Annotated in this window: 30 protein-coding genes; 8 read left to right on the top strand and 22 right to left on the bottom strand. The window is 63.7% G+C overall.

Features of this window, described 5'->3' with window-relative positions; genetic code table 11:
• Positions 1-40 precede the first annotated feature (40 nt).
• Both QZH52_RS25530 and QZH52_RS25525 read left to right on the top strand, forming a co-directional pair.
• The gene (locus QZH52_RS25530) at positions 41-1,228 is read left to right on the top strand and encodes a hypothetical protein (RefSeq protein ID WP_301813433.1); all 1,188 of its coding nucleotides are present in this window, start codon (positions 41-43) and stop codon (positions 1,226-1,228) included.
• 14 nt (positions 1,229-1,242) lie between these two features.
• Positions 1,243-1,773 carry a hypothetical protein gene (locus QZH52_RS25525; RefSeq protein WP_301813432.1) on the top strand — a complete coding sequence of 177 codons (531 nt, stop codon included), beginning with the start codon at positions 1,243-1,245 and terminating at the stop codon, positions 1,771-1,773.
• Between the two features lie 62 nt (positions 1,774-1,835).
• On the opposite strand, the gene QZH52_RS25520 is transcribed toward QZH52_RS25525, so the two are convergent.
• The 14 genes from QZH52_RS25520 to QZH52_RS25455 all read right to left on the bottom strand — a co-directional run bounded on the left by QZH52_RS25520 (position 1,836) and on the right by QZH52_RS25455 (position 15,655).
• Positions 1,836-4,925 carry a putative type IV secretion/conjugal transfer ATPase gene (locus QZH52_RS25520; protein WP_301813431.1) on the bottom strand — a complete coding sequence of 1,030 codons (3,090 nt, stop codon included), beginning with the start codon at positions 4,923-4,925 and terminating at the stop codon, positions 1,836-1,838.
• 55 nt (positions 4,926-4,980) lie between these two features.
• The gene (locus QZH52_RS25515) at positions 4,981-5,808 is read right to left on the bottom strand and encodes a hypothetical protein (protein ID WP_301813430.1); all 828 of its coding nucleotides are present in this window, start codon (positions 5,806-5,808) and stop codon (positions 4,981-4,983) included.
• The gene (locus QZH52_RS25510) at positions 5,805-7,073 is read right to left on the bottom strand and encodes a hypothetical protein (RefSeq protein ID WP_301813427.1); all 1,269 of its coding nucleotides are present in this window, start codon (positions 7,071-7,073) and stop codon (positions 5,805-5,807) included. Before QZH52_RS25510 ends, QZH52_RS25515 begins: the two co-directional genes overlap by 4 nt.
• 22 nt (positions 7,074-7,095) lie before the next feature.
• The gene (locus QZH52_RS25505) at positions 7,096-7,791 is read right to left on the bottom strand and encodes a hypothetical protein (RefSeq protein WP_301813426.1); all 696 of its coding nucleotides are present in this window, start codon (positions 7,789-7,791) and stop codon (positions 7,096-7,098) included.
• Positions 7,792-7,956: 165 nt separating this feature from the next.
• Positions 7,957-8,364 carry a DUF6750 family protein gene (locus QZH52_RS25500; protein WP_301813424.1) on the bottom strand — a complete coding sequence of 136 codons (408 nt, stop codon included), beginning with the start codon at positions 8,362-8,364 and terminating at the stop codon, positions 7,957-7,959.
• Positions 8,365-8,471: 107 nt separating this feature from the next.
• Positions 8,472-8,966 carry a hypothetical protein gene (locus QZH52_RS25495; RefSeq protein WP_301813422.1) on the bottom strand — a complete coding sequence of 165 codons (495 nt, stop codon included), beginning with the start codon at positions 8,964-8,966 and terminating at the stop codon, positions 8,472-8,474.
• An 11-nt stretch (positions 8,967-8,977) separates the two neighbouring features.
• Positions 8,978-10,132 carry a hypothetical protein gene (locus tag QZH52_RS25490; RefSeq protein WP_301813421.1) on the bottom strand — a complete coding sequence of 385 codons (1,155 nt, stop codon included), beginning with the start codon at positions 10,130-10,132 and terminating at the stop codon, positions 8,978-8,980.
• A complete protein-coding gene (locus QZH52_RS25485) occupies positions 10,132-11,532 on the bottom strand; it encodes a DotG/IcmE/VirB10 family type IV secretion system protein (RefSeq protein WP_301813420.1) in 1,401 nt (466 codons plus the stop codon). The genes QZH52_RS25490 and QZH52_RS25485 overlap by 1 nt, the downstream gene beginning before the upstream one ends.
• Before the next feature lie 14 nt (positions 11,533-11,546).
• The gene (locus tag QZH52_RS25480) at positions 11,547-12,722 is read right to left on the bottom strand and encodes a DotH/IcmK family type IV secretion protein (RefSeq protein ID WP_301813419.1); all 1,176 of its coding nucleotides are present in this window, start codon (positions 12,720-12,722) and stop codon (positions 11,547-11,549) included.
• Positions 12,723-12,785: 63 nt separating this feature from the next.
• The gene (locus QZH52_RS25475; RefSeq protein ID WP_301813418.1) at positions 12,786-13,049 is read right to left on the bottom strand and encodes a hypothetical protein; all 264 of its coding nucleotides are present in this window, start codon (positions 13,047-13,049) and stop codon (positions 12,786-12,788) included.
• A 55-nt stretch (positions 13,050-13,104) separates the two neighbouring features.
• Positions 13,105-13,779 carry a DotI/IcmL family type IV secretion protein gene (locus tag QZH52_RS25470; RefSeq protein WP_301813417.1) on the bottom strand — a complete coding sequence of 225 codons (675 nt, stop codon included), beginning with the start codon at positions 13,777-13,779 and terminating at the stop codon, positions 13,105-13,107.
• Positions 13,776-14,168: a hypothetical protein gene (locus QZH52_RS25465; protein WP_301813416.1), complete on the bottom strand. Its 393-nt coding sequence runs from the start codon at positions 14,166-14,168 to the stop codon at positions 13,776-13,778. The genes QZH52_RS25470 and QZH52_RS25465 overlap by 4 nt, the downstream gene beginning before the upstream one ends.
• Before the next feature lie 3 nt (positions 14,169-14,171).
• Positions 14,172-14,762, bottom strand: coding sequence for a hypothetical protein (locus QZH52_RS25460; protein WP_301813415.1), 591 nt, complete (start codon positions 14,760-14,762; stop codon positions 14,172-14,174).
• Positions 14,759-15,655, bottom strand: coding sequence for a hypothetical protein (locus QZH52_RS25455; protein ID WP_301813413.1), 897 nt, complete (start codon positions 15,653-15,655; stop codon positions 14,759-14,761). The genes QZH52_RS25460 and QZH52_RS25455 overlap by 4 nt, the downstream gene beginning before the upstream one ends.
• A gap of 182 nt (positions 15,656-15,837) precedes the next feature.
• Here QZH52_RS25455 and QZH52_RS25450 point away from each other — a divergent pair, with 182 nt between their 5' ends.
• From QZH52_RS25450 to QZH52_RS25435, 4 genes are read left to right on the top strand one after another with little or no spacing between them, the layout of a single operon-like run.
• On the top strand, positions 15,838-17,274 hold the full coding sequence (locus QZH52_RS25450; RefSeq protein ID WP_301813411.1) for a DnaB-like helicase C-terminal domain-containing protein: 1,437 nt from the start codon (positions 15,838-15,840) through the stop codon (positions 17,272-17,274).
• Complete coding sequence (locus QZH52_RS25445; protein WP_301813410.1) at positions 17,271-17,678, top strand: HU family DNA-binding protein; 408 nt, start codon at positions 17,271-17,273, stop codon at positions 17,676-17,678. The genes QZH52_RS25450 and QZH52_RS25445 overlap by 4 nt, the downstream gene beginning before the upstream one ends.
• Before the next feature lie 2 nt (positions 17,679-17,680).
• Positions 17,681-17,986, top strand: coding sequence for a hypothetical protein (locus QZH52_RS25440; protein WP_301813408.1), 306 nt, complete (start codon positions 17,681-17,683; stop codon positions 17,984-17,986).
• A 52-nt stretch (positions 17,987-18,038) separates the two neighbouring features.
• On the top strand, positions 18,039-18,746 hold the full coding sequence (locus QZH52_RS25435) for a hypothetical protein (RefSeq protein WP_301813407.1): 708 nt from the start codon (positions 18,039-18,041) through the stop codon (positions 18,744-18,746).
• A 208-nt stretch (positions 18,747-18,954) separates the two neighbouring features.
• Here QZH52_RS25435 and QZH52_RS25430 read toward each other — a convergent pair whose 3' ends face one another.
• From QZH52_RS25430 to QZH52_RS25405, 6 genes are all read right to left on the bottom strand, one after another.
• Positions 18,955-19,359, bottom strand: a complete 405-nt coding sequence (locus QZH52_RS25430; protein WP_301813406.1) for a hypothetical protein — start codon at positions 19,357-19,359, stop codon at positions 18,955-18,957.
• A 27-nt stretch (positions 19,360-19,386) separates the two neighbouring features.
• On the bottom strand, positions 19,387-21,108 hold the full coding sequence (locus tag QZH52_RS25425) for a hypothetical protein (RefSeq protein WP_301813403.1): 1,722 nt from the start codon (positions 21,106-21,108) through the stop codon (positions 19,387-19,389).
• Positions 21,109-21,799: 691 nt separating this feature from the next.
• Positions 21,800-22,363, bottom strand: a complete 564-nt coding sequence (locus QZH52_RS25420) for a hypothetical protein (protein WP_301813402.1) — start codon at positions 22,361-22,363, stop codon at positions 21,800-21,802.
• Between the two features lie 4 nt (positions 22,364-22,367).
• Positions 22,368-22,634 (bottom strand): GIY-YIG nuclease family protein, encoded by a 267-nt coding sequence (locus QZH52_RS25415; protein WP_301813401.1) that lies wholly within the window; start codon positions 22,632-22,634, stop codon positions 22,368-22,370.
• A 300-nt stretch (positions 22,635-22,934) separates the two neighbouring features.
• Entirely contained in the window at positions 22,935-23,402 is a 468-nt protein-coding gene (locus QZH52_RS25410; RefSeq protein WP_301813400.1) for an endonuclease VII domain-containing protein, read from the bottom strand.
• A 74-nt stretch (positions 23,403-23,476) separates the two neighbouring features.
• On the bottom strand, positions 23,477-24,346 hold the full coding sequence (locus QZH52_RS25405; RefSeq protein ID WP_301813398.1) for a DNA/RNA non-specific endonuclease: 870 nt from the start codon (positions 24,344-24,346) through the stop codon (positions 23,477-23,479).
• A 270-nt stretch (positions 24,347-24,616) separates the two neighbouring features.
• Between QZH52_RS25405 and QZH52_RS25400 the strand changes: the two genes are divergently transcribed.
• Positions 24,617-25,075 carry a hypothetical protein gene (locus QZH52_RS25400; RefSeq protein WP_301813396.1) on the top strand — a complete coding sequence of 153 codons (459 nt, stop codon included), beginning with the start codon at positions 24,617-24,619 and terminating at the stop codon, positions 25,073-25,075.
• 79 nt (positions 25,076-25,154) lie between these two features.
• Complete coding sequence (locus tag QZH52_RS25395; protein WP_301813395.1) at positions 25,155-25,508, top strand: hypothetical protein; 354 nt, start codon at positions 25,155-25,157, stop codon at positions 25,506-25,508.
• A gap of 15 nt (positions 25,509-25,523) precedes the next feature.
• On the opposite strand, the gene QZH52_RS25390 is transcribed toward QZH52_RS25395, so the two are convergent.
• Positions 25,524-25,892: a hypothetical protein gene (locus QZH52_RS25390; protein WP_301813393.1), complete on the bottom strand. Its 369-nt coding sequence runs from the start codon at positions 25,890-25,892 to the stop codon at positions 25,524-25,526.
• 62 nt (positions 25,893-25,954) lie between these two features.
• Entirely contained in the window at positions 25,955-26,227 is a 273-nt protein-coding gene (locus QZH52_RS25385; RefSeq protein WP_301813392.1) for a hypothetical protein, read from the bottom strand.
• Positions 26,228-26,234: the final 7 nt, after the last annotated feature.

Below are 26,234 nucleotides of genomic sequence, written 5' to 3'. Positions count from 1 at the left end.
CCCTTGGGCTTGCTCGCAGCTCATCGAAAAGGAGAAGGGCATGAAGCGAACTTGCTACGCCTTTGCGCTCATGGCGTTCACGCTTTCGATGGGGACGATGTTTGGTTGCACGCCGCTCGCCGTGCGGGCCATACACGAGCCCTTCCATCCATCCAGTACGCAGCAAATCACATTAAGCGCGGAGGCTGAGTCAACACGCGGTATCGCGGAGATCTCAATCGTCCAGCGGACCCTTACGCGTGATCGCTATTGCGCTCCCTACGTCGCAGGCGAGTGCCTACCTTTGCCAACCATCAAAGAGACAACGGTACAAACCTGTCAGATCGAACCGCCCAGCTCACCTGCGAGTTGCAGGGCGTTAGTTGGCCCATTTCAGGACGGGAGCTTTGTGACCTACGGCGCACGGGCCAAGGACGCAACCGGAATGGTCGCAGGGGATCAATGGATCGGGTTCGGCGTGGGTGCTCAGGCAGATCCGTCCGAGCCAATTGCGGTGTATGTGCGCTCAGACGCGGCGAAGGCTGTCGACGTTGTCATGGTGCCAGTTGACTACAACGGAACGCCCGGAAGAGGCCCAGCTGACTTCGCGAGTGACGCTCGTCGACTCATCGTTGATGGCTACCTGGCTCACGCACAGATCACAGGCAACCGAAGCAAATGGAACTTCTATCTGAACCCGGCAACCGGAGGGCTAGTCAGGTCGAACATTAGCGGAACCGAACAGCGTAGCATTACGCAGCCGGCCAACTGGACAAGAATTGCCGCCACGGCCAACGCAGCTGCGTACGTGCACCATGACGCCACATGGCGCGACTTCGGCAACTTTGGGGGTGCTAATGGCGTGGGGCAGCTCACGATTCAAGCGGGCACTCCAGGAACAATCGTGCACGAGACCGGACATGCCGTATTCGGTCTGTCCGACGAGTACTGCTGCGACGGCGGGATCATCTCCACGAGTTGGCCTCACGAAAACATGTTCACTTCTTTAGCGGCGTGCCAAGCTAGCGCAACAGCACACGGTTTGCCCACCGCTTCTTGCACGCAGCTGACCACGACCAACGGTTTTTGCGGCGGAGCCGACGCGAGCGGAACACCCATCCTTGGGTCTACCGATCTCAAATGGCGCCAAGACACTGCATCAGATTTGATGGGGTGCGGTGGCAACAACGGTGCGGCAGGGGGCATCCTCGATAGCGAACGCATACAGTGGTACTACAACACGCTCTGAGGCAAGGGGTAGACATGTCTCCAAGATTCACCTTCACGACTCTAGGGCTGCTCGGTGCCCTGCTACTCAGCGCTGGGGGATGTTCAACAGCTGCAGATACGCCCCCTCCAAGTGGCTGGTTCGGCAATGTCTTTCTCGGAGCCAAGGGCGACGCTGCCGACCTATCGAAAGTGTTCATCGTGACCTTTCGATTTGGCCCAGCCGGCGTTTCGGCAGGAGACGTGGCCGTCTCCTATGGCACCGCATCGAGGTTGCCGAACGCACGCCGGGATTACGTTCTGGAGCTCGTTGACGCCGACGGTCGAACGTTGGACTCCCAGGCGGTCCCCGACCCCTTAGCGATCGTCGTTGAAAAGCAGGGGAATGCGAGGCTAAGCGAAGGGCTTCTCACAATGCGCTTCGCCTTTTCGATGACTGGCCAAAAAGTCCGCTTGAGCGACGCATCGGGGCGCCTACTGGCAGAGGCTCAGGTCGAAAGCGCCATCGTTGACTTTTGCAAGCGAAACACTCGCGACTCCGACTGCATCGCCAAGATGAGGCGATGATGGCCCGCATGGGGCCGGTCGATGCCCGGCGCATTGGTGCGCAAGGAAGGCACGTCTTGACCCTAGGCAAAGGCTTTCTCATCTTTGTCAGACGTCTCTGAACCCTCGCTTGACAGCAGCCCCTCGTTCTGGGCGCGCACGATCAACCGCCCCGCTACGTCCATCGAGACAGACTCCTCGCTCACGTCGAACTCGCCCTTCTCGGCCATGAGCGCCGCGATCATCGGCTTGGCAGTGCCGGCGGGAAGCATCTTGGCCAGCAGCCGCAGCGCCTGCCAGTAGCTGTCGTCGGTACCGCCCAGCTTGAGTGCGAGTGCGGCGCGCACCGGCGCGTCGGCGGCATTCGTCGTGAAGGCCCACTTGTCGAGCGGGCTGGCAGTGGTCTTCAGGATCTGGGCCAGAACGCCCTCGGTGGTCGCGAAGCGCGCGAACAGCGTGCCGGGCCGGCGGCAGTGCGTGCTGATCGCCTGCATCTCGGCATCGCTCAGCTTGAACGCCGCCTTCACCTGGTCGGCCATGCTGCCATCGCCGAGGCCGAAAATGTAGAAGTTGGTCGAGTTGGCCATGACCGCCTCCGGGAAGTCGGAGGGTAGTTGACTCATCATCATCGTGACGAGGTTGAACTTGCGGCCCACCCGCAAGTCCTGCTGCAGCAGCATCTGGAACGATTCAGCGCCCGAAGCGTAGTGGACCTCGTCGTACTCGAGGAACTTCATCTGCTCCCACATCTTCTCGACGCGGTCCTTCTGGTAGCGGCGGAACAGGTCGGGCACGAGCGGTGCGATCTCCTCCCAGCGCGCGAAGAAGTTCTTGGCGCCCAGGCGTCTCGCGAACAGGAACATCAGGGCGGAGCGCCGGCGGCCCTCCTCCGAGGTCGTCGAGCCCACCACCTCCTCGAGGTCGATCGAGATGGCGCGCGCCGAGCCGAGATTCGCCTGGGTGTAGCTGCTCAGCAGCGTGTAGGTGCCCGTCGAGGCTGCGCTGAGGTTCCGCTGGAACACCTTGATCATCGTCTCGACGCCATTGGCAGCCAACGCCTCGCCGTACATCAGCATGATGTCCGCCTGGGAGACGACCTTCGACAGATCCTTCAGGATCGGCATCGCAAAGCGCTGCGCGCGCTCGGCCATGACGATATTGCCGGCCTTGAACAGCGCATCCACGACGTCCCACACCCGGGTGCGGCCGTCGACGATCTCGTGGCCCAGCTGCTGGTACAGCGCGCCGACCTCGGGATCCATGGCGTTCTGCCAGGGCTTCGCGTCCGAGGACGCGCGCGAGAAGCGCTCATAAGCCGCGGCGATCAGCTTCTGGAAGAACTTGTCGGCCTCAGGGCCAAGGCCCGGCGAGATGGTGCCCAGCACCGCGACGATGAAGTCCCGGTCCTGCTCGGTGCACTGGTCCAGGCCCAGGAAGGTGTCGAACGGGTTGACCGTGTATTCGGGGGAGTTCTTGATCCGGATGGAGACGACCTGGTCGCGCTTGCTCGCCGGCAGCATTGCCCGGTAGAGATCCATGATGAGCTTCGAGCTCGGGCCCACGTCGGCCACCGTCACGTACGGCACGTCCTGCGCGCCTGGCGCCATGAGCAGCCCCGAATTGAGCAGGTTCATGAAGAACGACTTGCCCGAGCCCGTCGGCGCGAAGCCCACCGTCGCCCAGGAGACCTGCAAGGACGAGCCCAGTGCGATCGGATACGGCCGGCCTTCGAGGGTCGATGCGATCAGCTGCCCCGTCTTCCAGATCGACGCCGCTCGAACGACCGGCGACATGCGGGTGATCTCGCCGATGGGCGCCGGCAGGTAGGGTGCCGAGCTGGCGCGCGAGAAGCCGGCCGCGGTCGAGATGGCCGCGAGGGCCGGCTCGCCTGTTTCGTTGGAGCAGACGGTCGAGCCCCACGCTTCGATGGAGCTGCGCAGGTATTCCACCTGGAACTGCAACTGCTCTTCGGTCTTGGCCCAGGTGGTGAGTGTCATGCGCGTCGCTGCGATGTAGCCGCCCTCCTTTTCGATGTGCTTGAGCTCGTCCCAGCCACGCTTGATGCCCTTGTTGAAGTCGCCCATGGCGGCCATGAAGCTACCGAAGAACTGGTCCGACTTGCGGAACTCGAGGCCCGAGGGGATCACATCCTGCGAATAGGCCAGTGGGATCGTGCGGCCCAGCTTCTCCATCAGCTTGTTGAAGGGCTTGGAGCCCTCCTCCGGCAGCACCTCGACGACCACGCTTGCCGAGAGGTTGGAGCCCTGGCGGGCGAACTCGAAGGACTTGAATTCCTCCTTGAAGCTGGCAGGGATCATCTGGCGCGAGAGCGCCACGGGCATCACCGCCGCTTCGTCGGCGCGGCGCACGGGGCTCGCCCCCATCGCGCCCTTGTCTCCGAGGAACCGCGGCGACCAGGTGGATAGAAAATCCGTGTGGTCGAACACCCGGCGCACCATGTTCGCAGCCTCGCGCACGGTCATCGTGTTCGCGAGCAGATACGTTCCGCCGCTGTTGATTTCGACGGACAGGTCCTTCACTAGGTTCTCGACCATCGACTTGTGACGGGTCACGAGCAGGTTGGAGGGCTGCGCCATCGACTGAGAGAAGGTGTCGTTGTAGGCGACGCTCACCTTGCGCTTGCTCAGTTCGGCGGCCGCCTTTTTCTGGCGTTCCACCAGGTTGGCCTGCTCGTTGGAGTTCATGCCGGCGCGGTGGGTGAAAACGGCCAGGTATACAGCCTCGTCGGTACAGGCCCGCGCCAGCTCCTCGACGCGAGCGTCGAAGAAGGCCGTTTCCGTCATGCCGAGGCGCTTCGCAGTCGTCGACATGGGCGCCATGAGTTCGCGCGCCAGGCGGACGGAACCTGCGGGGTCGCTACGAAAGCAGAACGACATGCTGTGGTTGCGCCCGTTGCCCGCCTTCATCCGGTTCGAAAGGATCGTGGCCAGGTTCTGGGCCAGGTGTTCGAACTCCTTGTCGCCGACGTAGCGCCGGATGCCCTTGATCTCGATGAAGGACACCACGCTGCCACTCTTGAGCGCCATGATCTCGGCCGGGGCATCAGCCTCCGTCTGGATCGGCGCGCGCCAGTCGCAGGCCAGATCGGTATCGCCGAGGGAGAGCTGGGAGCCCGCCCAGTAGATGAAAGACTCGATTGCGTTGATGAGCATGAGATCCTCGATGTCTGGTGCGCTCGATGCGCGTGGAAAGTGGAGCGCGGACCGCTCAGCCCGCGGGCCGGCGGAACCCGAAGCCGAGCGGCTTGTCAGCCGTTGGCGCTGTCTTGGACCTGGTCGGCTCGGCATGTGCCTCATCGGGTTGCTGCGCGCCCGGCGCACCGGCGCGGAAGGCCAGACGTCCGGGGCGCTCCGACGGGAGAGCAACCGCGTGTTCAGGGACCGGCTCGCGGCTCGCGCCGGTCGCGCTCGACGCCGCGGAGACACCACTCCCGACCCGCGGCTTCTCGGCCGCCTGGCGCCGGGTGTATTCCTTGCGCAGCCACGTACTCGCCGCGGCGTTGAAGGCTCGCTCCGACGCATCGCCCGCGATCCCAAGCAGATCTCGCATCACCTGCTCACGCGCGATCCCCCGCAGCCGTGCGATCTCCTGTTCGGCCTCCTCGGAGTCTTCAATGTGGAAGCCCCGCATGACCTCATTGACGTGCAGCGGGCTCACATAGGCCGTCGCCGACCCTTGATCGCTCGCGTTGGTCACCGACGGCTGCTCGGACTGGACCTTGAGGTACTCGACCAGCGAGCGCATGCGCATGAAGCCCGAGCCCTGGCGGCAGATCTCCGCGAATGCCATCGGCGCGCCCGGATGGTGGGAGAGCAGCCTGCGCATCGGCAGCAGGTTGTCCTCGTCCAGAACGTCGAGCGGCCTCCGGTCCTTTCGGAGCATGAAACGGAAAGGCTGCGCCGGCGCATCGCCTTCGTTGCGCGCTCCGCTCTGGCACCACATCGTGAGCCATTCTGCGTAATCGGGCCCGGCCACCGGTGCCTGTGCGAGCATTTGCGCGAGGCGCGACCCGCTGTCTGTGGTTACTGCGTTCAAGAATCCCCCCTCTCCCGGCCAACGACCTCGGACGCCAAGCACGGATGGCTGGCGCCGACGGCATCGGCCACTTCAAGCAATTGCTGTACTGACAAGTTCTCCATGCGCACCTGCACGCCGCCTGAGCCGTAGCCGGTCACGTTGCCGCCCAACTCCTTCGCCGCGAGGGCCATCTGGAATGAAATCGCGCGATCCATCGCCCGGTACCAGACAGACGTCGTGGTGACCTCGGACTGACGCTTCATGCGGTTGTACTGCGGCCTGGCCAGGCCCGCCCAATGCGCCTCGGCGACAAGACCGTGCGGGATCGACAGCTGGTAGATCGGATCGCCGGCGATCACGCTTGGAAGCTGCAGCTGCGCGGGCAGCGGTGCGGCCGCGTTGGCCTGGTAGGCCGACAGCACCGAGATCCGGGCGTACTTCAGGAGCCACGTCAATTCGATCTGAGAGACCCACCGGCGAATATGCGGCGTGTTTCCGGCATCAGCACCGAACGCGATCAATGAAACCGTGTCAGCGTCGGCGTTGCGCCACTCGATCGCCACCTCGACAAGTGTGGGCTGGCCGGCGTCCAGCAGGTTGTCAAGGTCCAGGAAAGGCTGCTTGTACCAACCGCTGGTCGGGAGCGGTGTGCGCATGATGTCCAGAGCGTGCTCGACACGGTTGCGGCGGAAGTAGATCATCCGCGAGCCGCGGTCGTACATCATCTTCTGCTGCATCTGCGGGCTGGACCACGATTGGTACGCCCCGCGCAGTGCCACTTCGATCTGAGGCACCGAGCGCTCCACCGAGGGCAGCAGCTCGGCGATGCACTCGCTCAAGCGGGGCTTGTTCCACTCCCGATCAGGCGCCTTCCACGGGTAGGCGGCCACGACCAGGTCGCGGGTGTGATTCAGCACACGTGCGACGTCGACCATCCCGCCTTTGTCGACCCCGTTCACCTGCTTGAAGCCCGTGAGCTCGACACCGAGATCCTCGGCCAGCGTGGTGAGCTTGGTCTGAAGGAACTTGTTCGAACGCAGGCTGGGAAGCTGCTTGGGCACCATGTCCAGGTTCGTCACCCAGATGAGATTCATCAGGTCGCCGCCAGACTGGAAACGTCGGAAGCCGCCATTGGTCGAATAGCAGATGCCACCAGAGGTGACGTCCTGCAGGTCGAAGTGCGCCACGCCGAACTCCGGGGCGGTACCGACGGCCGTGGGCAACTCCTCCTCGGTGGGCTGGGAGCTGCGGTGGGAACCTTGGCGGGCCTGGGTGATTGCCATCTTGTGCGTCCGTTTCTTGGACTCAGGCCTGGGAGGCCAGCGCCTCTTCCACGAGCTCGCCGTAGGAGGCGTGCCACGAGCTCGGCTTCAACGACGGGTGGTCCTCGAGCATGTCGGCACCGGCCTTCTTGAGCACGTCCGCCTTCCACACGATCCGCAGATCGAAGACAGCGTCGCCGCGCGCCGCGTAGTCGACCGAGTTGAGCTTGGACATGGCGCCGGCGAAGTCCAGCGCCTTGGACGTACCGAACGCCTTGCGAACGGGCAGAACGCGCTCGCACAGCACGTCGTAGATCTGCTTGGCCACTGCCGCCTCGTTGGGATCGGACATCGCCGCCCCGATGGCGCGCAGCAGGTTGTTCAGGTCGGCCGCCGCAAGCTCGGGGATCGCCGCCAGCTGCGCGTCAGATGCAAGGCCTCCGCCGCCACCCGTCGAGGCCGTCTTGCAGCCCAGATGCGGGTAGCCGTGACACAGGCCGCAGATCGGCGCCAGGTTGCTGTCGTCGTTGTTGTGGTGGTCGTCGTCCTGGTGATGCACCTGAAGCTTGGTCGGCTTCTTCGCGGTCTGCATCGAACGGTACAGGCACCCCTGGCACGTGTACCGTGACTTCTCAAGCACCTGGGGCCGGCGCGCGACAAAGACCGCGTCGGCCTGCTTGGCCCGCGGGTCGTTGTCTCGAAAGACGCTGCGCTTGATACCAGGGATGAGTTTGAACATTCTTCGAGGGCAAAAAAATGGCCGACTGCAGGGAGAGACGAATCCTCCCCGACGTCGACCAGCATGGTGCGCCCTAGGGCGCCGGAACATTCTCGCTCTAGCTACTACATTTTAAACACTGCGGTAGTAGTTTTTCGCGGATTATTCTTTTCGGCGATTTAATCGCTAGAAACTTTGAACTTTCCCGATATCTCCAGTGCTACCGCCGGCGGCGGTCACCGCGAACTCGACGATCGCCCAGATGCAGATCATCGCGGCGCCAGCAGAGATCGGCATCCAGATCTGACGTGCCTCGACCTGGTCGCCGCCGTTGTCCTGGCCCTTCTTCTTCCACTTCAGGAGGCCGTAGCAGATCGAGGCCATGCCGCCCAGGACCATCGCCCACTGGAACAGCGTGATGCCCTGCTTGAAGAGGTTGATCAACGAATTGACCGAGGTGTTCGCGTCGAGCGCGAAGGCGCTGCTTGCGAGCGCGGTGGTTACGACGGCTACTGCGGCGTTGCGGCCCAGTGCAGCGTGGTTCGCAAGGCCCATGGCGATGCGGACGTTCAGGTTGGCGATCAGGTTTTTCAAGTTAGCTCCTGCAGGGACTGGTGGTTGACAAGTTAGAACGAAAGGCGTATGCCTACCGTGGCAATTAATTGGCGCGAACGCCAGAGTGGTGGAAAATGAAGCGGAGTTCAATGTGTTGCAATGTTCACGAGAATCGCTCCCCCGAGGATGTGCCAGAAGCCACGCCAGAACCCGTCGCCCTCTTGGGCGTGGCCTTGCGCAGCACGATTGAAGAGCAGGAATGCGCGGAAGATTGCGCACACACCCAGTAGGAAGAGCCAGGCGTAGATCGCGTTCCACAGCGGCTTCAGCGAACCGGCGCTTCCGTCGCGCATGTAGGCCATCTGCGATGCAACGCCCTCGCCTATGCCGCCGTAGTCCCTCGTGAGGGACTCAACCCAGGCCGAGAGCATCGTGGCCCCGATGGTCACCAGCAGATTGCCGCCCACGCCAGCCCAAGTGGGCTGCTGGCCGCCAGCTTGGTCGTGACCCATCTTGGCGATCTTGTGCAGGGCTGAACCCGCGAAGAAGAAGCCGATCAGCAGCGCCGCCCAGTAGACGAGCGGTACGAACGCCTTTCCGAGCGCGGCGAACTCGTTCAGGAAACCGCCGAAATCTGGCATGGCTTAGTACCTCAGGGAAGGATCAGGCCGGCAGAGGTCTGCACCACCTCGCCGCGCTTGCCGATGGACAGGACGCGAGCGCCCGCCACGGTTGCGCCAACGGAAACCGTCGTCAGGCGGCCTTGCTCGTCGGCGACCCAGGCCAGCTGGCTCGGACCGTGATTCGGCCAGGTGCCGCGCAGCTTCCAACCGGCCAGCACTTCCTTCGACTCGGGCGTCGAATCCTTCTCGACGGCGCGACGAGCCTTGCCGCTCGCCTTGGGAGGCTTGCGGGCATCGGCAAGTCGGACGATGCGCGCGGGCTTGTCCGCCACCACGCGCGGCGCCACGGCCTTTGCCGGCGTCGACACCTTCGCCGTGGCAACGCGAGCTCGCTTCGCCGGCTTGGGGCTTTCTGCCTTGGCGCCAGTTGCGTCAGCCGTCGGGACGGCCTTCGGCGTCGCCTTGGCAACTTCCACTGGCGCCGGCGCAGCTGGGGCGATCTTCTGAACTTCGTTCACGCGCGCAGGAGGCGGTGCAATCGGTGCCGGTGCCGGTGCCGGTGCCGGCGCTGGAGCCTGCGCCACCACTGCCGGAGCCACCTCGGGCGCCTTCGGGGCGGACTGGGCAACCTCGACAGCCGCAGGAGCGGGCGGAGCAGCAGCAGGCGCAGGACCCTTGTCCGCGAGAAGATCTGCCTCAGCATCGAACGCAGGCGCCGACTTCGAACCGTTTTCTCCGAACAGATCCGAGCTGGTCAGCTTGCCGGCGCTGGCCGCGTCGAGCATGCCATCGGGCTTCCTCGCCTTATCGCCTGCCGTTTGGGTGTCCATTGCCGAAGCAATGACGGGCTCGATCGGTTTTCGCGACGGCCCCCCGATCAGGCCAGTCTTGTACCCAACCAGGCCGGCCGCGACGAGCACGACCGCCCCTACCGCGCCATAGAACGGCAAGCTGGAGCTCTTCTTCGGTGATGGTTCAGGATCGCTCCCGGGATCGCGAGGAATGGCGTCCACCGGATCCTCCAGCGACTCGCTCAGGGTGTCCCGTGCTTCGCTGTTGTCGAACCCGGGTTCATCGGCGCCGTGAAGGACGGAGCCCTCGGGACCGCCCTCCGCCGCCCAAAGGTCGTCGAGAGCCTCGTCGTTGCCCTGCGCGCCGGTGCGGTCTTCTTCGAAATTGCTCATCAGTAGCGCACCTGGACTTGATTGATCGGGGGCACGGTCGGAGCGAACGTGCCGTAGTTCATGCCAGTCGCCAGGTTGAACGACGAGACAGCCGGCTGGGCCTGTTGCGCCTGGCGCTGCGCCTGCTCGGGCTGGGCCTGGACTTGCTGCTGCTGCGGTGCAGGCGTCGTGGAGGACGCCGTCTGGACGGTGTTGAACAGAACACCGATGAGGGTGTTCGCCGGCAGTCTCACCGTGTTCTTCTGCTGAGCCAGCGACTGCACCAGCTGCTGGCCGACTTGGGTGGCCGAGGAAAGGCCAGCAGCCGCGGCCTGCTTGTCCGTCGCTTCAGGCAGGACCACCGAGGTCGAGAGCCCATTCGTCACGACCTGCGAGCTGCGCTGCGCGATCGCACTGGCCGCACCGCTCACCGTGGCGAACGTGATCGGGAGGACGTAGCGCGACAGGATGTGCCGATCGATGCTGCCATTCAGCGCGTCGGCCGAGGTCTGTTCATCCAGCGCGACAGCATTGATCTTGGCGACCTTGCCGTTGAAGCGGATGTCGGTGAAAGTCACTTGGAGGCCTTCGCCCTGATTCAGCACAGCCGTGCCCTTGAGGAACGCGCCAGCGAACTTGCCGCCGAGGACCTCTGCCGAGACATACGGCGACTTCTCGGTGTCGATCGGCGACGTGGTGCGCGCGGCGTGAATGGTCAGCGGGCCGGGGAGGTCGAGATCCTCGGTCGCGATGCTCGCAGCGGCAACGCCCTGGCCCTGGACAGCCAGTACCTGCTGAGCCTTTTCGGTCGCCTTCGGATCCTGGTAGGCGGCAACCCGAGCAATGGGGGCGCCAGTTGGCGCGTCGGCCAGAAGCAGGCCGAGCTGGCGATTCAAGCCCTCCTGAATGGCCTGCTGGCGCACGGGATCCTGATAGGAGCCAGGCTGGATAGCAACTTGCGGCGGCGTCACGTACGTCTGGTACGAGCTCGCGCCTGGGCCGGTCGGTCCGCCCAGGCCTTCGGGGCCAGCATGCGTCACGGGCGCGCCCGCGGGTGGCGGGACGTACACGCCTCCCGCTTTGCGGCTCGCCTCGGCCTTTTGCTCCTGAAGCTCGGCAAGGCGACCTTGCTCATAGTCGGTCTGGACCACATCCGTCTGCGTTCCCGAGTTCGTACGAGCCGGCAGGTCGACTTTGGCCTTCATTTCCTTCTTGCCGCTGGCCATGAAGACCAGACCGACAACGGCGAGGAGGGCGACGGCGAATGCGCCGCCCACCCACTTCATCACGCGCTTGGCGCCGGGGTCGAGACGCTTGCCTTTACCGTTCACGGCTTCAGGCCCAGCGATCGCCGCGCTCTCGGCGGTTTCCACATCAGCGAACTCGAGTTCGCCGTCGTTGTTTTGGTTCTCGTTGCTCATTTGCGCTTCTGCCGTCACTTGGTGAAACCCTGATTCCGTGCGCTCGACAAGATGGCGCCCGAAACTGTGGTCGCGTTTGACCCGACCGGCTCGACGCTGATGCCGCCAAGGGCGACATTGCGAAGTTCACCGCCTTGCGAAATCACTACCACCGGAGTGATCGGGAGTTGGTAGACGAAGACCCCATCGGGCGAGCCCTGGCGGCGCATCCAGGCCGGAGAAAGGATCTGGGCGGACGTGCGAAGCGCCATGCTTGTTGGGGAGATCTGCCACGCCATGATCTCGTCCGTGCCACTGCCGGCCACCTGGAGGCGGCGCGCCTCACGCGGTGGCGTGCGATAGAGGTACGGCATCAGTTCGTCGGACATGTGCGATGGCGCGGGCGATGCGCTTGCCATGGCCGTAGGGGGCACGCCGCCCACGAACTTGGGGATGACCAGGTCGAGGCTGTAGTCCGTTGCATCCTGGGCCGGCATGACGGTCACCGTGATCGGCCGGGCGATGTCCTTGAGCTTGAACGCTATATTGCCGATTTGCGGCTGAATCATCCCGACCGAATAGACGTGCTCCGCCATCGCGGACACGCCGTAGCCGGCCACGTTGAAGTTGTCAGCGGCCTCGACGGGCCATGGGCGACCTGCCGCATCGATGAACGTGATCGACGCGCCCTGCCGGGGAGAGACACGCACGACCGGTGGGGTAGCACCGGGCGACAGGTCCACCGTCGTCTGCGTGCTCGTCGGCCGCGCAGGCGGGCGACCGGAGATGTTCTCCGTGAATGCATCCTTGCGCTCGTCGATCTGCTTGCGCAGGTTCACGATCTCCTTCGGCGTCAGCGGCGCGATTTTGTCCAGCACGGCCTGTGTCGTCGCCACGTAAGGCGTTGGCATGGCCGCCGAGGCGGACTGGGCCGGCGGCGTCGCCGGGGACGGCAGCGCTCCTGCCGGCTGACCGGGCGTGGGTCCGTTCTGGGCGAAGGGGCTCGCAGCCGAGGGTCCCGGGGCTTGCTGAGTCGGCGCCGGGCCGCTCGGGGCCGCCGGATTGGAGACGCGAGACACGCCTTGTGCAGTCGCACCAAAGGACAGGCATCCAAGCAGGGCCATCAGGACGGCTGCAGTTGCCGGGCGCATGCTCACGCTGGGTGCGCCTCGCTTTTTCGATCGCGGCGCGGCGTCGGTTTTTTCGTTCATAGCAATATTGTCCTGCAAACTTTTCGTTTGAACGCGATTAGCGCATCAACCGCGTGGCGTGATTCAAACGAAAGGAATGCCGGTGTGCGCTGCGATCTCCAGGCGCATCGTGAACTTGCCGTAGATCAGGGCGTTGGCGAACGGCGTCGGCGCGGTGGCCCACAGTTCGGCGAGCTCGGCGCGGCTGGCCAGCGAGTCGGGCAGCACATCGTTGTACATCGCATACCACTCGGGGTGGCTCGTTTCCAGTGCGTCCATCTCTGCGGTGGCAAAGGACATTCCGATCGATTCGTGGTCGACGTTCTGCTGGGGTTGATTCGCGCTCATGTGATTTCTCGCCTCGTTGTCAAAAGAATGGGGTTGGGGGGATGGCACCTGCCGGCTAGTTCCTGGACGAATCCGGGACCAGCTGGAGGCTGTCGATCGCAATGCCGCGCGGGTTCTGGTCGAGCCCCACGCGCCGCACGACCACATGCAGGATGAATGGCCGCGGCATATCGCTCACCTTCGTCCCCCGACGAAACAGTGAGATCGGCGCCTGGACGCGCCAGGCAAACTTCCCGTCGAACTCACCGCGCTTTGCAATCACAGGCGTGTCCGACAGGCTCACGGACATGGTCAACTCACGGTCGACGATGTCCTTTACCCAGGGAGCGAGTGCCTCTTCGACAGCATCGCCACCCTTTTCGGTAAAGCAGGTCTTCGAGCCCTGAAGCGTGGTGCGCCAGTGAAGGAAGTCGTGGCTGAAGACCATGCGGGCGCATTCGTCCACATAGCCGAGGACGCGCGCGTCGCTCACGTAGGGCTTGTCCAGCGGGACGATCGGAATCAGGCGACCCTCCGGCGTCGCAGCAATCACCTCGCGGTGCGTCCTAGTCAGGAACACGAACGCGATGATCAGCGCCACCAGCAGGGCAACCACCGCGATGGAGAGCCAGACGACCAGGCGCGTGAGCTTGCTCACTTGGGCGGCAGCACCGCCCGCCTTGTGGCTCGGACCGGCGGCGGCGACGGCCGCCTTTTTGGCCGCATTGGCCTTGTTCAACACTGCGCTCATTCTTTGCTGCTTTCCCGCTTGCGCGGGGTTGGGTTGGTCTGCGTCGCCCTCGCGGCGTGGCTGTCGAGACCGGGCGCCACCGGCGCGGCCGCCCCTGGGCTGGCCTGCCCGCTCGGCGCATTCGCCGCGAGCCGGGCCCGGATGGATTCCTCGTTCTTCTTGTCGAGCTGATCCAAGGGGACCAGTGCGCCGGCGGGGGTGACCGCGATGACCTCGTAGTCCAGTTGAACTGCCCAGATCACGGCCCCCAGCAGGCACAGCGACAAGGCCGCCACGACGATGCCCACCCATTCAGCGATGGTCGTGAGCGCACCCGTCATCGCGGGGGCGATCACGTCCGCAAGGGCGAGGGCGTCGGAGCCCACTGGATTCAGCGTCCTGGCGTCCATTGCTCAGCCTCTAGGCGCGCTGCCAGCGTCGGTCAGTAGCAGGTCGGCCTCGGTTCGTGACGCCCTCATGCTGATCTCGTGCAACCCCTTTGGCGTCGGCAAGGCCGGGCGCCGCTCGGGCGGCAAGAGGGAATCCTGGAATTCCTGCGTGCGAGCCGTACCGAAAGCGGTCGCGAACCGTTCCGCGAAGGCGTTCCAGGCGAACCGATCCTCTGCGCGGTCAGGCATCATTTCGTTGATCCGAGCCCATCCGCCCATGTTCTCGATGGCACGACTGAGCATCGGGCCGGTCGTCTCCACCTTCGGTGCGTCGTAGGGGCCCACGCGGCACACCAGGAGATACAGGCGCTCGAGCGCGGTCTCTTCCTCGACGAACGTCGGGTCAAGCGCCTTGCGCAGATCTGCCACCGTGGGCGCCTTCCGGCTGTTGGTCGACACCCAGTTGAGGAGGAACTTGGTGGTCGGGGCCGGGCCGAACGACTCGATCGCCGCCAACCAGGCGGTGACCTCCAGGTCGTTGAGTTCGTGCCGGCACGCGGCGCAGGCCTGAACGGCCGTCTCGAGGACGCTTGCAATCTCTGCCTGCGTGCTCATGCCGCGGCTCCCGGTGCTGCGCCACGGTTGCGGGCGAAGCCGAATCCAAATCCACCCTGGGTGAAGGCCGCGGAAGTACCTGCCGCCGGCTTGACATCTGCGTCCTGGACATCGTTCTGGGCGCCGAAACGCTTGGCAAGCACCCGGTCGACGGAGGACTTGCTGCCGTTCAGGGCCGCGGACTCGAACGACTGCGGACCGGAGCGCACCGGCGCCGACGGCGCGCCAAGGGCGGGCATGAGTCGGGTCTTGCTGTCACGGGGCCAGTAACCGAAGTTGGATAAGAAGTCTCGCTGCGTGATGGAGCTGGTGAAGAAGTTGCGCGCGGTAGCGTCCCAGTTCGAATAGAGGCGCCCGCTCGACGTCGCGAAGTCCTTGAACTTCTGCAGCAGCCATGCTTTGTGCTCGTCGGTGATGAAGCCGGCCTCCTCCGCCTTTGCCACCAGACCTTCGTTGAACTGGTAGTCCTTCGGGAGCGCACGCTTTCCCTTGCTACGGCCTGCGGGCTTCACCTCGCCGACGAGGGGGAACTCTTCCACAGCCAAGCTCGCAAGCGCGGACGAGGCAACGAGTTCCTTGATCTGCGCCCCGAACCGCTCGTTCACGGCATCGAACAGCTCGGCCATCTTGGTGTGGCGCCATGCGCCTCCCTCGACCTGCTCGAACCCCTGAAGGAGGGTCGCGCCGTTCTCGGCCCAAACATTTGCGCTCAAACCGCTCAAACGAGAGAGGATCAGCGGGTCGCAAGGGATCGTCGCCGGCTGGGTCGAGCGAAACGCCGCCTCGAGCAAGAGCACACCGGCGCGCACCACCGTCGCATCGGACGAGTGGAACCACGTGGACTCGGTGAACCAGCGAATGTCGAGCGCAGAGTGGGTAAGAGTTTGGATCATGGTTTTTTCGTCCGCGATGGTAGTCTGATGTAGAAAGATTCAGAAATCTTTTTGCACTTGCATTGACGGTTGTTGCTTGTTGTCTCCAGAATATCAACACGAACTGCGATCCGTAAGTGCAGTTTTCTAGAAACTGAAATCTTTAGGTTCCGGTTTCAGAATGTTTAGTACGAAATATTTTCATGACCGCAACAACCGCACCGTTTGGCTTCCCACGTACACAGCAGCCGGCCCCAGCAGAGGCTGCGAACGAAGCAGTGGCGTCCCCGACGGCGAGCGACCCCCTCGTCTCGCAGATCAGTGAGCGCACGGTGCTGTGCTCGCTCATGCAGGACGGCCGCGAAGATCTGTCGGGCCAGATCGCAGCGACCCTGAACGCGCAGGACTTCGGCGAAGAGATCCACGTCAACCTGTTCCGCCTCTGGCAGCAATTGGGTCAATCCGGCCAGGCCCGCGACCTGGCGGCCCTGGTGGACGCCTCGCTCACGCACAATGTGTTCACGGGCGGCGAGGACTACCTCATCAACCTCGCGACGAACCCCACCTATCTGACGGCCAGCGTGGAGGCCATCCAGGCCGCGGCGACCCGGATCAAGGACCTGAGCGTGACCCGCACGGTGCTCGCCTCGGCCAAGCTCGTGGTGGAGAAGGCCGCCCTCGGACAGACCTCGGTGGAGGCGCTGACCACCATGCTCGAAGACGCCGCCGGCAACGCCCGGACCTCGGCAAAGTCGTCGCGCACCGGCCCCGAGCACGTGGTCGGGTTCATCGCCGTCGTGCTCGAGCAGATCGAGCAGCGCCTGGAAGGCAAAGAGGTCGATTCGGGCGTCACGACCGGATTCCCGAGCCTGGACAGGCTTCTCGGTGGCTATGGCATGGTCGACGAGGATCTGATCGTGCTCGCCGCACGGCCCTCGATGGGCAAGACCGCCATGGAGGTGAACTTCATGCTCGCCGCGGCCGAAGCGGGTCGCGCTGCCCTCCTCTACTCGATGGAAATGCGCGGCACGTCCATGGCCAAGCGGATGATCTCGCGCGCGGGCCGGGTGCCCGGTTCGGTGTTCAACAGCTCGGAGCAGTTGCCCGATCGTCTGGAAGCGATTTACGAGGCGGCGCAGAAGCTCGGGAACCAGCACATCTACATCGACGAGTCGCCAGGCCTGTCGCTGGCCGAGATCCGGACGCGCTCGCGCCTCTTCGCCGCGCAGAACGCGGGCAAGAAGCTGATCATCGGCGTGGACTACCTGCAGCTCATCGCCGCCGGCGCCGCGGCCAAGCCGGGTGCCGATGCTCGCGTGGTCGTGGGTGACGCATCCAAGGGCCTCAAGCAGCTCGCACGCGAACTGAAATGCCCCGTCGTTGCTCTGGCTCAGCTCAGCCGGACGGTGGAACAACGCGCGAACAAGCGTCCCATGATGTCCGACCTGAAGGAATCGGGCCAGATAGAGCAGGACGCGGACGTGATCATGTTCCTGTATCGCGACGAGGCCTACAACCCCGAGACGGCGGAACCCGGGATCACCGAAGTGATCGTCGCCAAGCAGCGCGAGGGCGCCACCGGCACGGTCAAGCTCGCCCACCAATTGGCATCCTCCCTCTACGAGGACCACCTGCAATGATCTCGCCCACCCCATCACCACAGCCGCGCAAGCCGAACAAGCGGCGCACCCGCTACAGCGCCAACGCCGTCGTTCGCAAGGAGGCCGAGCTGCTGAACATGTCGCCCGAGTTCGGCGTGGCCTTCTTCTTCAACCTGATGAACCGTGTCGTCAGCAGCGCCATGGTCAACGGTGAATGCTGGATCCAAGGCATCGGGACCTTCAAGCGCACCGAGTACGCCGCGCGGCGGCGCCACAACCCTCGCACGGGCCAGATCGATCTCATACCCGGTGGCGAGAAGATCACATTCCATCCCATCAAGCCGCGCAAGGCGAAGGACGGGTCGCCTGCAGCCGCCGAACCCAGCCCGGGCGCCCGCCAGCGCCCCCAGGCAGTCACGTCCTCAGTGCACAGGTTGAAGTAGCCATGGATCTCGGCAGCATCAAGTCACGCACAGAACTCCTGCTCATCACCGCCGGCTGGCTCTGGACCTTTTCCCTCGCGGGCTTCAACCGCCCTGCGCAGGCCTGGCACATGGCCGTGGCCGCCGCGATCGGCCTGGCGCTGTCGCTGGGCTTTCGGCGCGCTGTCATGGGCTTCTTTCGCGCAGATCTCGACAACCTGGGCGATCGGATCACCGATGCATACCTCTGGACGATCGTCGCATTCGTGATCGGCCTGGTCGCGGCTGGGTATGTGCTCGCCGGTGGGCCAGTGCCGTTCCGCCATTGAGCCGCCTCGCATCCCCACGCGCACTGAGTCCGCAGGAAGTTTCTGCGCTGCCTTGCGCGATCGTCGCTGCGACCGGTATCTTGATTTGATGAAAAACGAACACCAGTTCTGGCAAGACCTCGCTCGCACCATCAACCCCGGCTGGGCAGTGCGAGTCGATCCGCTTTCGAACAATCCATCAGGCAACACGCTGGCGGGGAAGGATGTCTTCATCTACGTCGTCGACGTCGCGAACGCCTGGTTCGGCGCGGGCGCCCTGCTGTCTTCCGACGCACCAAAGATCGCCACCTGGGCGAACGATCAACTCGCCGCTGAAAGCAGCATCCTCACCGTCGGCTCCCTCAACACAGCCGATGTCGCTGGAAAGGCCATTGCGCTCTGCGGTGCACTTGGCGCCGACGCCGCTGATCCCGAGGTGGGCGCGGCCGTCAGCATGACGACCGCTGCGCTGCAGGCTACGCAAACATACGCGCGAGCCGTTCCAGCGAACCGCCAGCGAAGTGAGAGCGACATGGCCGGACACTGGATCTATCTCGCCTACCGAACGCGCAACGGCCAGGGGATCATCACGCGCCCGGTCTGGGTGAGCACCGTGCACCCCGGGATCGGGCGTGCTGGGCGCTTCCTGGACCCGTCAGACCTTATGCAGCTGGTCCGCACCGTGGTCCAAAGCGAGACGACTTCCTCCCAGACGATGGTCGGGCGTGCCCTCGCCGCTGACGGCGGCGCGATCGTGTCCCCAAAAATCCTCACGTATTGATCCAACGCGGAAGTTGTGCGCGTGGTGGGCCATGGCGTCGACGTAGTGGCCGTCTCGCTCAACCACATCTACAGCTTGGTCGGCGCCGTATCGATCGCCTCGACTGACGCGAATGCATGCGGCGCTACGACCGGCCGCACACGCTGTTCCACTTGGCAGACGGACAAGCTTCATCTGGTTTGGGAGTGCTCGGTTTCGCGCACGGCCATCAACATGGTTTGCGCGGGCCGCGATGCACGCATGGTCCACCCATCTGCGCTATGGTCTCCGCGTGCCCGCGCTCCCTTGCCTGCTCCAGCAGCCAAGCTTCCAACCCAAAAGGATCTGTATAGACAGACCTTTTGCCGCTAGGCTCGTCATCCACGAGGAGCATGCCACCAAACACTTCCACCTTTCGCGGGATTTCCTCGACCTTGCGTCGATTGAAAATCACGAAGCCCCTATAGCCGAGATAGGGTGGCTCTGCGGCGACATCGACCCGCGCGTGCAGTGAAGCCGCGAGCAGCGCGCGCAACTCTTGGATTTGTGGTTCCGACAGGGCCCAAAGCGGGTTCGGCCGTCCCGAAAAGACATCCAGCATTACTTCGACATTTGGATCAGGGGCGCTCGACATATTGCGTTCCTTCAAAATGCACCATGGTCAACAATTGCATCCTGGGCCGCTGATCGACACTTCCGGCTTGTAGACACAAAAGTAGCCACAGAAGTTCGAGTAGGGTCCGCGGTCCGCCGTACTTGGGTCGGTGATGGGGTTATTGGACTCGTCGACGTCTTTCGCCGCTTGGCAACCGCGCTTGTGAGTCCAGAGCCCATCGGCCCCCTGACGATACCAATGGTAGTCAATGCCAGGATTGATGACCAACGCAACCCGGTGATGGCAAGGGTGGCAATGACCGGTTGTACACACGTGCAGCCCGTCCGATATCGCTGCCTTGCCTACGTCATTGCAGTTCACCTCAGACACCCCCCCTCCCGGTTGCGCGAAGTTGTCCGTCTGAATATCGCAAGCATAGTTGTAGCAGTTGTTGCATCCCTGATGGGGAGCAACGTTCCACTTTCCTGGATTGAAGGCCAGGGGACCTTCGCAAGGGGCACCCCGTACTGCTGGGCGTGGTGGCGAGGGGCGAGATTCCCCCTGGCAAAGCGCCTGTGTCGCCGTGAGGATGGCTCCATCGGGTACTGCCCACCAGAGACCAAGACCTCCATCTTCGCCCGGAAGGCTTCCACTTCCGACCGGAGTCCCGCGGTTAAAGACACGGAGATGCGCCCCAGGCACGACGCCTGAAAGCCAAACCGATGTGTCGCCAACTTTGACCGGTCCTTCGATTGTGGGAGGAAGTAGGTCCGTCCTCGGCGTCGCTGGTACCCATGGCGCCCGGTCGCTGAGGATGCTACCAACCTTCTGGTAGGCGGTTACGTTGGCGCCGGGGTTCAGGGCGGGAAACACTTCGATCTGCACTGAAGTGCCGGTTGACCATTTCTGGCCAATTGGATACTCCGGAGAGAGTGGTGGGAGCAGGTATGGCAGTGTCTGTCGAATGTAAACTGTTGCGCCCGGAAGCACGTCATCCACGACCACGATCTGTCCGCAACCGAAGAGCGGCTTGCGCACTTTCGGCGGGTCTACCTTTGGCGGCGGCCCCTGCACGACAACCGCGTCCGAGAACTCCTCGACGCCACACAACTCCTGTTTGATCCGGAGCACTTGTCCAGCGTGAATCCTCGGTTTGGGCAGTGGAACCTCAGGGAACCGAGAACTCGGACGGCTTCCGATCTCTTCTTCCGGGTCTGATAAAGACGCGCGCGAAAGTAAAGTAATCGTTCCGCCTTCTATTTGATTTGTTACGTGTAAGACGGGGTCGCCTTCATACACTTTCTCTTCAATCTTTGGCTTGATGTGCGAGTCGGGTGGAACCACTGCAACGTCGGGGCTCTCCTTGCCACGCAGGCCACACTGCCATCGGTCATTAATCATGCTCTGCGTTGCCTTTATACGGTCGCCGGGCTTCATATGGCGACCGACATTGGCGTCGACCCGGCTCGTACAAGCGCAGAAGGTGCCCAGTGAGGCGGTGACCCCGCCTGCGTCCGTTACAAAGATCTCGACCGAAGCCCCCGGCAAAAGCCCAGAGAGGCCGACAGTGCTTTGACATTCAAAAACTGGCTCGATGATGACGGGCGGCGGGAGCGGCTCCAAAGGGGTGTACACCCCTACCGCGCCCAGCCGTGGACTGGTCGAGCCGCAAGTGGTGGCGGATGACTGCATCGCCGGAGGGGGCTTCACCTTGACTGTCATGCATGCCAGTCCGTCGCGCCCGATCTCGCCTTCAGCAACCACTAGGTGACTTTGGGTGATGGCCACGTGGCTTCCGGGTGCGACGCCCCATGCCGACATGCACTGCGCACAGGTTGGGATAGTCGCTTCGGTCAAGGGAGGGGGAGGCGGAAGGAGAACATCTTCGACAACGACGACGTTTCCCCAGTCGCTGACCTCTGCACCAACCCGCTGGCGTGCGCGTACCTTCTGGCTTTGTGCCAGGCCGGGAACATTAAAGGTCGTGGCAGTTGCCGGGCCGGAGATGGTTTGTGTAGCCCCGTCAACTGCCAAGGTGACGTCCGCGCCAGGCGTAATTCCCCATACATCCACATGAATTCCACAACGGGCAAGACGTTCACCCACTGTGGGCGGTAGTGGCTTTGCCATGTATGTTTCCTCCTATGCGTCCGGGCATTCGCGAGAGAGGCGAATGCGCGCATACATCAAACGTTGGGCATCGTGGGAGAGACTGCCGGCGAGACCTCACGAACGGACCTGCACCCGTAGCCCATCAGTATTGTTTGTAGCGGTAATCGCAATAGCGTGGAGTGCTGGTTTGACTGTCGTCCCATCGCGTGCCCACTGTCCTGCAGACCTTGCCGCTTGTCATCCTTTATTGGGAGGAGTTGGGGCGGTGGGAGTGTGAGTGCCAGCAACGACGCGCTCGGCGCCTGCACCAACTGGATCCCGGTTCGGGTGAATGCCCAGGGCGCTCTGTCCGATCAATGACCGACGCCTAGCGACTCACGGGCACGGCTTTGCCCGTCGTTGCCGCCTGAATGAACGCCTGCGTCGCCTCCACATCCGCTCCGCTGGCCGAGATCTGCGCGCGCAGATCGCCGAGGGCGACCTCTGCCGAGATCTCCTGCGCATCGGTCAAAGGGCGCACGTCGCCCTTCTCGTTCGCACCGAAGCGCTGCCCAAAGTAGGCGCCGCTGGCAGCCCGCCCCAACGCCAGCCAGGTGAGCTTCTCGCCAGCCACCGGCTTCGTTGACAGCAGAGTGGCCGTCGCGCCCACCAGTTCGCGGCGGGCGCCGTCCTTCATGAGGAGGACGCTCTTCGAATCCACGAACGCCTGGACGAGCTTGCCGGCCGCGATCTGCGCGGTGCGCTCGGCCCGCTCGCTGGCGATCTCCTCGCCTCGCTGGTTCGCCAGGTAGACGACAGCGCCAGCCGTGACGACCAGGACCACCGCCGCGGCCGCGCCCAATGCCAGCCACCTCGACTTACCTTTGGCAGCCGGCTGCGGTGTCGCAACTGCAGGGCGGATAGCGGGTCGGTTCAATTGTGGGTTCGTCATGTCTTCAGACTGCACTCAGGAAGGCGAGCTTGCGCCCGCGCGGCAGTTTCTTGATCGCGTATTCCGCCTTGGAGGCCTCAGATCGATCGGCGTAGGGCCTGGCGCCAAGGATGCGCAACGGTGGGTTCGCCCGGGTGAACTTCGCACCCTTGCCGGCCTGGTGCGCGGGGAAGCGCTCTGCCAGCTTGTTGGTGATTCCTGCGTACATGACGCCGCCGCGGCATTCGAGCAAGTAGAGGCACCAGCCGTCCACTATGACTTCGTGGTTCATCGTCGTCTCAGAACAGCGCCGCTTGCGGCGCCGGGGGCGCCGCGCGCTTCGCGGGGACATGATTGCGAGCGAAGGCTTGTGCTTCGCGTGCAGCCGCCAGGTAGGCGGCGCTGGGCGTCTTTGTGATCTCTTGCCCGGGTACATAGGCCGCCCAGATGCGATCGCGAAGGTCCTTGGGCAAAGTGAACCAGTGGGCACGGCACATGAACCTCGCGGGTGGCACCTGCTTCAAGCAGTTCGGCCAATGACACGCATGGGGGCGCGCTAGCCCCTGCGATAGCGCGTCGGCAGCGTGGCTTGTCATGCATGAGCCTCCAGGTAGGCAAGCGCCTTGGCGAGGAACTCGGCGTCTTCAACGACCCCGAGTGCTGTATTGCAACGGTGACAAAGCAGGTCGCGCATCTTTCCCGTCTGATGGTTGTGATCGACGACCAGCGCCGCGTTTTGGCCATAGAGCACCCTACTCTCGGGCTGCTGGCATATAGCGCAGACACCGCCCTGTCGGGCCAGCATGGCATCGAAATCCTCCACCGTAATGCCGTACATCCGGATCAGCTTCTTGCGCCTGAAATAGAGGGGATCCTTCGCGAGTCTGGCGGCGACCTCCTTGTTACGATTGGCCTGCCGCAATCGATCTCGGGCACGACGGCACTCCTTGCAGAAGCCGTCTCTCCCGCCGCCCGGCCGACCTTTGGAGGCATAAAACTCAGCGACAGGCTTCACCTGGCAGCAGTCGGCGCACTTCTTGACAACGTGGGGGTATCCCATGACGCTTCAGTAACCCCACTTATCTGGCGCCACGGATTGATGGCAGCCGGGCCAGTGGCAGGTGTGGGCTTCGCTCATTGGTGCACCGCGCTCAAGAGGTTCCAGCCCGTGGCCTTCACAAACGACTCGTAGTCCATCGGCGCCTCGATCCGCGCATCAGCAGTGTTGGGGAGGATGTAGGCCCACGAGCGGCCCGAGGCCTCGTCGTAGACCAGCTTGAAGAGGTGCGAAGGCACCCACACACGATTGGGGCCGATCGTGCGGCGCGGCGCGTTGAAGATGGGGCCAGAGAAGACGTAGACATCGCCCTTGGCGCGGCGCACGAACTTGCGCACGTCTCCCTCGACCTTCGACCAGATCTTCCGGTTGTTGGTCTGGTCCTGCGGGACCATGTTCGACAGGGCGAACGACTGCGCCATCGATTCCGGATCAGGTTGATCGCCGGCTGGGGCAAGGTGCCCACGGTCCAGGCCACTGCCTCGATAGTCCTCGAGCTCGGCGCGCGCCCCGCGCGGCAGGCGCGGATCAGGGAAGAACTGGTCCGTGCGTTGCTCGTCCTTCGCGTCGGCAATCTGTTCGCGATTCAGCCGCTCGAAGGTGACCAAGGGGGTCTTGCTCAGACCAGAGTAGAGGACGGCGAATTGATTCGAGCAGAGCGCGATCGGCTTCCAGTCGGCGCTCACCGAAGCAACGTTCAGGGGATTCTTCTGGGGGAACAGGCTCGCGCACGAGCTGAAGCCGCGACCGCTGGGCAGCGCCACCGGTGCGGCGGCCTGGTCCTGGAACGCTGCACGCGAATGCTTCGCGACCGCACCGGAGACTGCATGCTCGGCCGCGGCGCCGAGGCTCCACGCGCCAGCGACCTGGGACGCAAGCGCCAGCAGCGCGGCGCCTGCGAGCTTCGCGGCGAGTAGGAAAGACTTATGTTTGTAGGAGAGCTGCATTGCGGAGATCATTTTCACTCCACGATACAGGAGCCGATTGGATTTCCGCTAGGGCGCCTCGTGGAAACGCATCTTCACCCGTGTCAACCCTTTGTGGGTTTGCCGCATCTAGGCTACGGCCACGGTAGCTGGGCAGAGCTGTGGCATGCAGCGGTTGCGTTTGGAACGGCCCTTTGCAATCAGACGCCGAGCGTCTGTGGGTTCCCGATTCGCAGAGGGCGTGAAGGCGCCGACAAAATACAACCATCACAAGTGCACTAGAGAGACAACATGGCGTTGGACGACAAGCTCACGGATTTGCACAAACTGCACGCCGCAGGCCAGGAGAAGTACACCTACTTTGTTCTCGCCGCTTCAGGCGCGTCCATCGCCTTCGCTGTGCAGAAGACCGAGGGGCTTCCGCTCTCGTGGTGGCTAGTTCCTGCTGGACTTGCCGTCCTGTCCTGGGCGGCCAGCTTCTGGCTCGGCGTTCGAGCAATCGACCGGGTGCAAGCAACCGTGGTCGCGAATCACGCGCTGCTACAGCTACAGCAGGGAACTCACCCTACACAGCCCGACCACCCTCAACTCGTCCAGGCCGCCAAGGAAGGCGTTTTGCAGGCCATGACGGTCAACAGCTATCAGGCCAACACCGCCTACGTCTGGCAGTTCAGGATGTTGCTCGCAGGCGCTGCGTTTTTCGTGGCTTGGCGCGCGTTGGAGATGTACCGGATTACCCCCGCCTCCTAGCCCGATCATGAACAACGAGGTGTAGATGGGAGCCACTAGGACATACAAGCGTGGTACCGAGTTTCCACATGAGGGGTTCGTGCAGCTAGCAATCGAGGCACACTTTCGCAACGCTGGCTTCACTGTCGATTCCGACGGTCGAGTCGATTTGCTGTGCCGCCATGCGCGAACTGGCGGGACATGGCAGATCGAAGCGAAAGGTGTGACAACCCAGATTGGGCTGGACTTTAGGACCGGGATGGGCCAACTCGTGCAAGGCATGACCGATCAAGGCTCGCGCCACGGTCTCGCCGTGCCTGACACCCCGGCCTTCCATGCGCAGATCAATAAGGTGAGCGCTTGGGTGGTCCAGCGCTTGGACATTTATTGGTTGTTTGTATCGGAAGACGCCTCCGTTCGGATCGTCGCCCCAGGCGAACGGACACCCCCGTAGGGTCCACTTCGATGCCTACGCTCCGCCCTCGGGCTTCGAGCTCGTAAGGGCGCCGACCTGCGCGCCGAACCGATCCAGAACACTCGCCCGGCTCGCAACGCGCGGCGGCTGCTGCTCGAACAGGTAATACCGCACGGCCTCTTCCACGACCGTCCTGGTCGAGGTGCCCGGCTCGAAGACGGTGCCGTGCACCTGGGCTTTCTCGGTGAGCGCCGGCCAGGCCTGGGCCGGCAGATCGTCTGGCGCGGCCAGCGCGGAAGCCAGGATCCGCAGCGCCGCGGCGACGCCAGGCGGAACATCTTGGCCTTCCAGGTGCGCGACCGCCGCGAGGGCGTCGGCGCGCCAGCCGGCGGCAGGCATCTGATCGTTCGAAGGCTGGTCCATGACCGAGAGTATCGGGGGTTTCGCGGACTGCCGCGAGGGGGTCGATGACCCGGCAAACAGCCTCATTGCACCGCTCCAGCGCCTGCCTCGACCTCGTCATTGACCGGGATGCAGTGGCCCACGCAGACACAGCCCGCCTTACCCTCGAGCCAGACCACGGCCGTGTGCCCACTGAGGATCTGAGCTTCGGTGCGGGTCTTGTACCGCTTGAGGGGCGCGCCCTCGTACTCGAAGAAGTCGACCGTGCCGCCAATGGGCAGCTGCGCGTTGAAGGCGTCGACCTGGGCCTGCAGGCGCTGTTGGGTCTTGATCTGGGTTTTGGTTGGAGTGCTCATGATTGGC

Source organism: Variovorax ginsengisoli, from assembly GCF_030486595.1.
Lineage (GTDB): Bacteria > Pseudomonadota > Gammaproteobacteria > Burkholderiales > Burkholderiaceae_C > Variovorax > Variovorax ginsengisoli_B.
Note: the sequence above shows the minus strand (reverse complement) of the source record. Positions and strands in the feature narration are given on the sequence as shown.

What these genes read in the sequence shown, in the direction of transcription:
- QZH52_RS25530 (WP_301813433.1), top strand. Translation starts at nt 41, where the DNA reads ATGAAGCGAACTTGCTACGCCTTTGCGCTCATGGCGTTCACGCTTTCG.
- QZH52_RS25525 (WP_301813432.1), top strand. Translation starts at nt 1,243, where the DNA reads ATGTCTCCAAGATTCACCTTCACGACTCTAGGGCTGCTCGGTGCCCTG.
- QZH52_RS25520 (WP_301813431.1), bottom strand. Translation starts at nt 4,925, where the DNA reads ATGCTCATCAACGCAATCGAGTCTTTCATCTACTGGGCGGGCTCCCAG.
- QZH52_RS25510 (WP_301813427.1), bottom strand. Translation starts at nt 7,073, where the DNA reads ATGGCAATCACCCAGGCCCGCCAAGGTTCCCACCGCAGCTCCCAGCCC.
- QZH52_RS25505 (WP_301813426.1), bottom strand. Translation starts at nt 7,791, where the DNA reads ATGTTCAAACTCATCCCTGGTATCAAGCGCAGCGTCTTTCGAGACAAC.
- QZH52_RS25495 (WP_301813422.1), bottom strand. Translation starts at nt 8,966, where the DNA reads ATGCCAGATTTCGGCGGTTTCCTGAACGAGTTCGCCGCGCTCGGAAAG.
- QZH52_RS25490 (WP_301813421.1), bottom strand. Translation starts at nt 10,132, where the DNA reads ATGAGCAATTTCGAAGAAGACCGCACCGGCGCGCAGGGCAACGACGAG.
- QZH52_RS25485 (WP_301813420.1), bottom strand. Translation starts at nt 11,532, where the DNA reads ATGAGCAACGAGAACCAAAACAACGACGGCGAACTCGAGTTCGCTGAT.
- QZH52_RS25480 (WP_301813419.1), bottom strand. Translation starts at nt 12,722, where the DNA reads ATGAACGAAAAAACCGACGCCGCGCCGCGATCGAAAAAGCGAGGCGCA.
- QZH52_RS25475 (WP_301813418.1), bottom strand. Translation starts at nt 13,049, where the DNA reads ATGAGCGCGAATCAACCCCAGCAGAACGTCGACCACGAATCGATCGGA.
- QZH52_RS25470 (WP_301813417.1), bottom strand. Translation starts at nt 13,779, where the DNA reads ATGAGCGCAGTGTTGAACAAGGCCAATGCGGCCAAAAAGGCGGCCGTC.
- QZH52_RS25465 (WP_301813416.1), bottom strand. Translation starts at nt 14,168, where the DNA reads ATGGACGCCAGGACGCTGAATCCAGTGGGCTCCGACGCCCTCGCCCTT.
- QZH52_RS25460 (WP_301813415.1), bottom strand. Translation starts at nt 14,762, where the DNA reads ATGAGCACGCAGGCAGAGATTGCAAGCGTCCTCGAGACGGCCGTTCAG.
- QZH52_RS25455 (WP_301813413.1), bottom strand. Translation starts at nt 15,655, where the DNA reads ATGATCCAAACTCTTACCCACTCTGCGCTCGACATTCGCTGGTTCACC.
- QZH52_RS25450 (WP_301813411.1), top strand. Translation starts at nt 15,838, where the DNA reads ATGACCGCAACAACCGCACCGTTTGGCTTCCCACGTACACAGCAGCCG.
- QZH52_RS25445 (WP_301813410.1), top strand. Translation starts at nt 17,271, where the DNA reads ATGATCTCGCCCACCCCATCACCACAGCCGCGCAAGCCGAACAAGCGG.
- QZH52_RS25440 (WP_301813408.1), top strand. Translation starts at nt 17,681, where the DNA reads ATGGATCTCGGCAGCATCAAGTCACGCACAGAACTCCTGCTCATCACC.
- QZH52_RS25430 (WP_301813406.1), bottom strand. Translation starts at nt 19,359, where the DNA reads ATGTCGAGCGCCCCTGATCCAAATGTCGAAGTAATGCTGGATGTCTTT.
- QZH52_RS25420 (WP_301813402.1), bottom strand. Translation starts at nt 22,363, where the DNA reads ATGACGAACCCACAATTGAACCGACCCGCTATCCGCCCTGCAGTTGCG.
- QZH52_RS25415 (WP_301813401.1), bottom strand. Translation starts at nt 22,634, where the DNA reads ATGAACCACGAAGTCATAGTGGACGGCTGGTGCCTCTACTTGCTCGAA.
- QZH52_RS25410 (WP_301813400.1), bottom strand. Translation starts at nt 23,402, where the DNA reads ATGGGATACCCCCACGTTGTCAAGAAGTGCGCCGACTGCTGCCAGGTG.
- QZH52_RS25405 (WP_301813398.1), bottom strand. Translation starts at nt 24,346, where the DNA reads ATGCAGCTCTCCTACAAACATAAGTCTTTCCTACTCGCCGCGAAGCTC.
- QZH52_RS25400 (WP_301813396.1), top strand. Translation starts at nt 24,617, where the DNA reads ATGGCGTTGGACGACAAGCTCACGGATTTGCACAAACTGCACGCCGCA.
- QZH52_RS25390 (WP_301813393.1), bottom strand. Translation starts at nt 25,892, where the DNA reads ATGGACCAGCCTTCGAACGATCAGATGCCTGCCGCCGGCTGGCGCGCC.
- QZH52_RS25385 (WP_301813392.1), bottom strand. Translation starts at nt 26,227, where the DNA reads ATGAGCACTCCAACCAAAACCCAGATCAAGACCCAACAGCGCCTGCAG.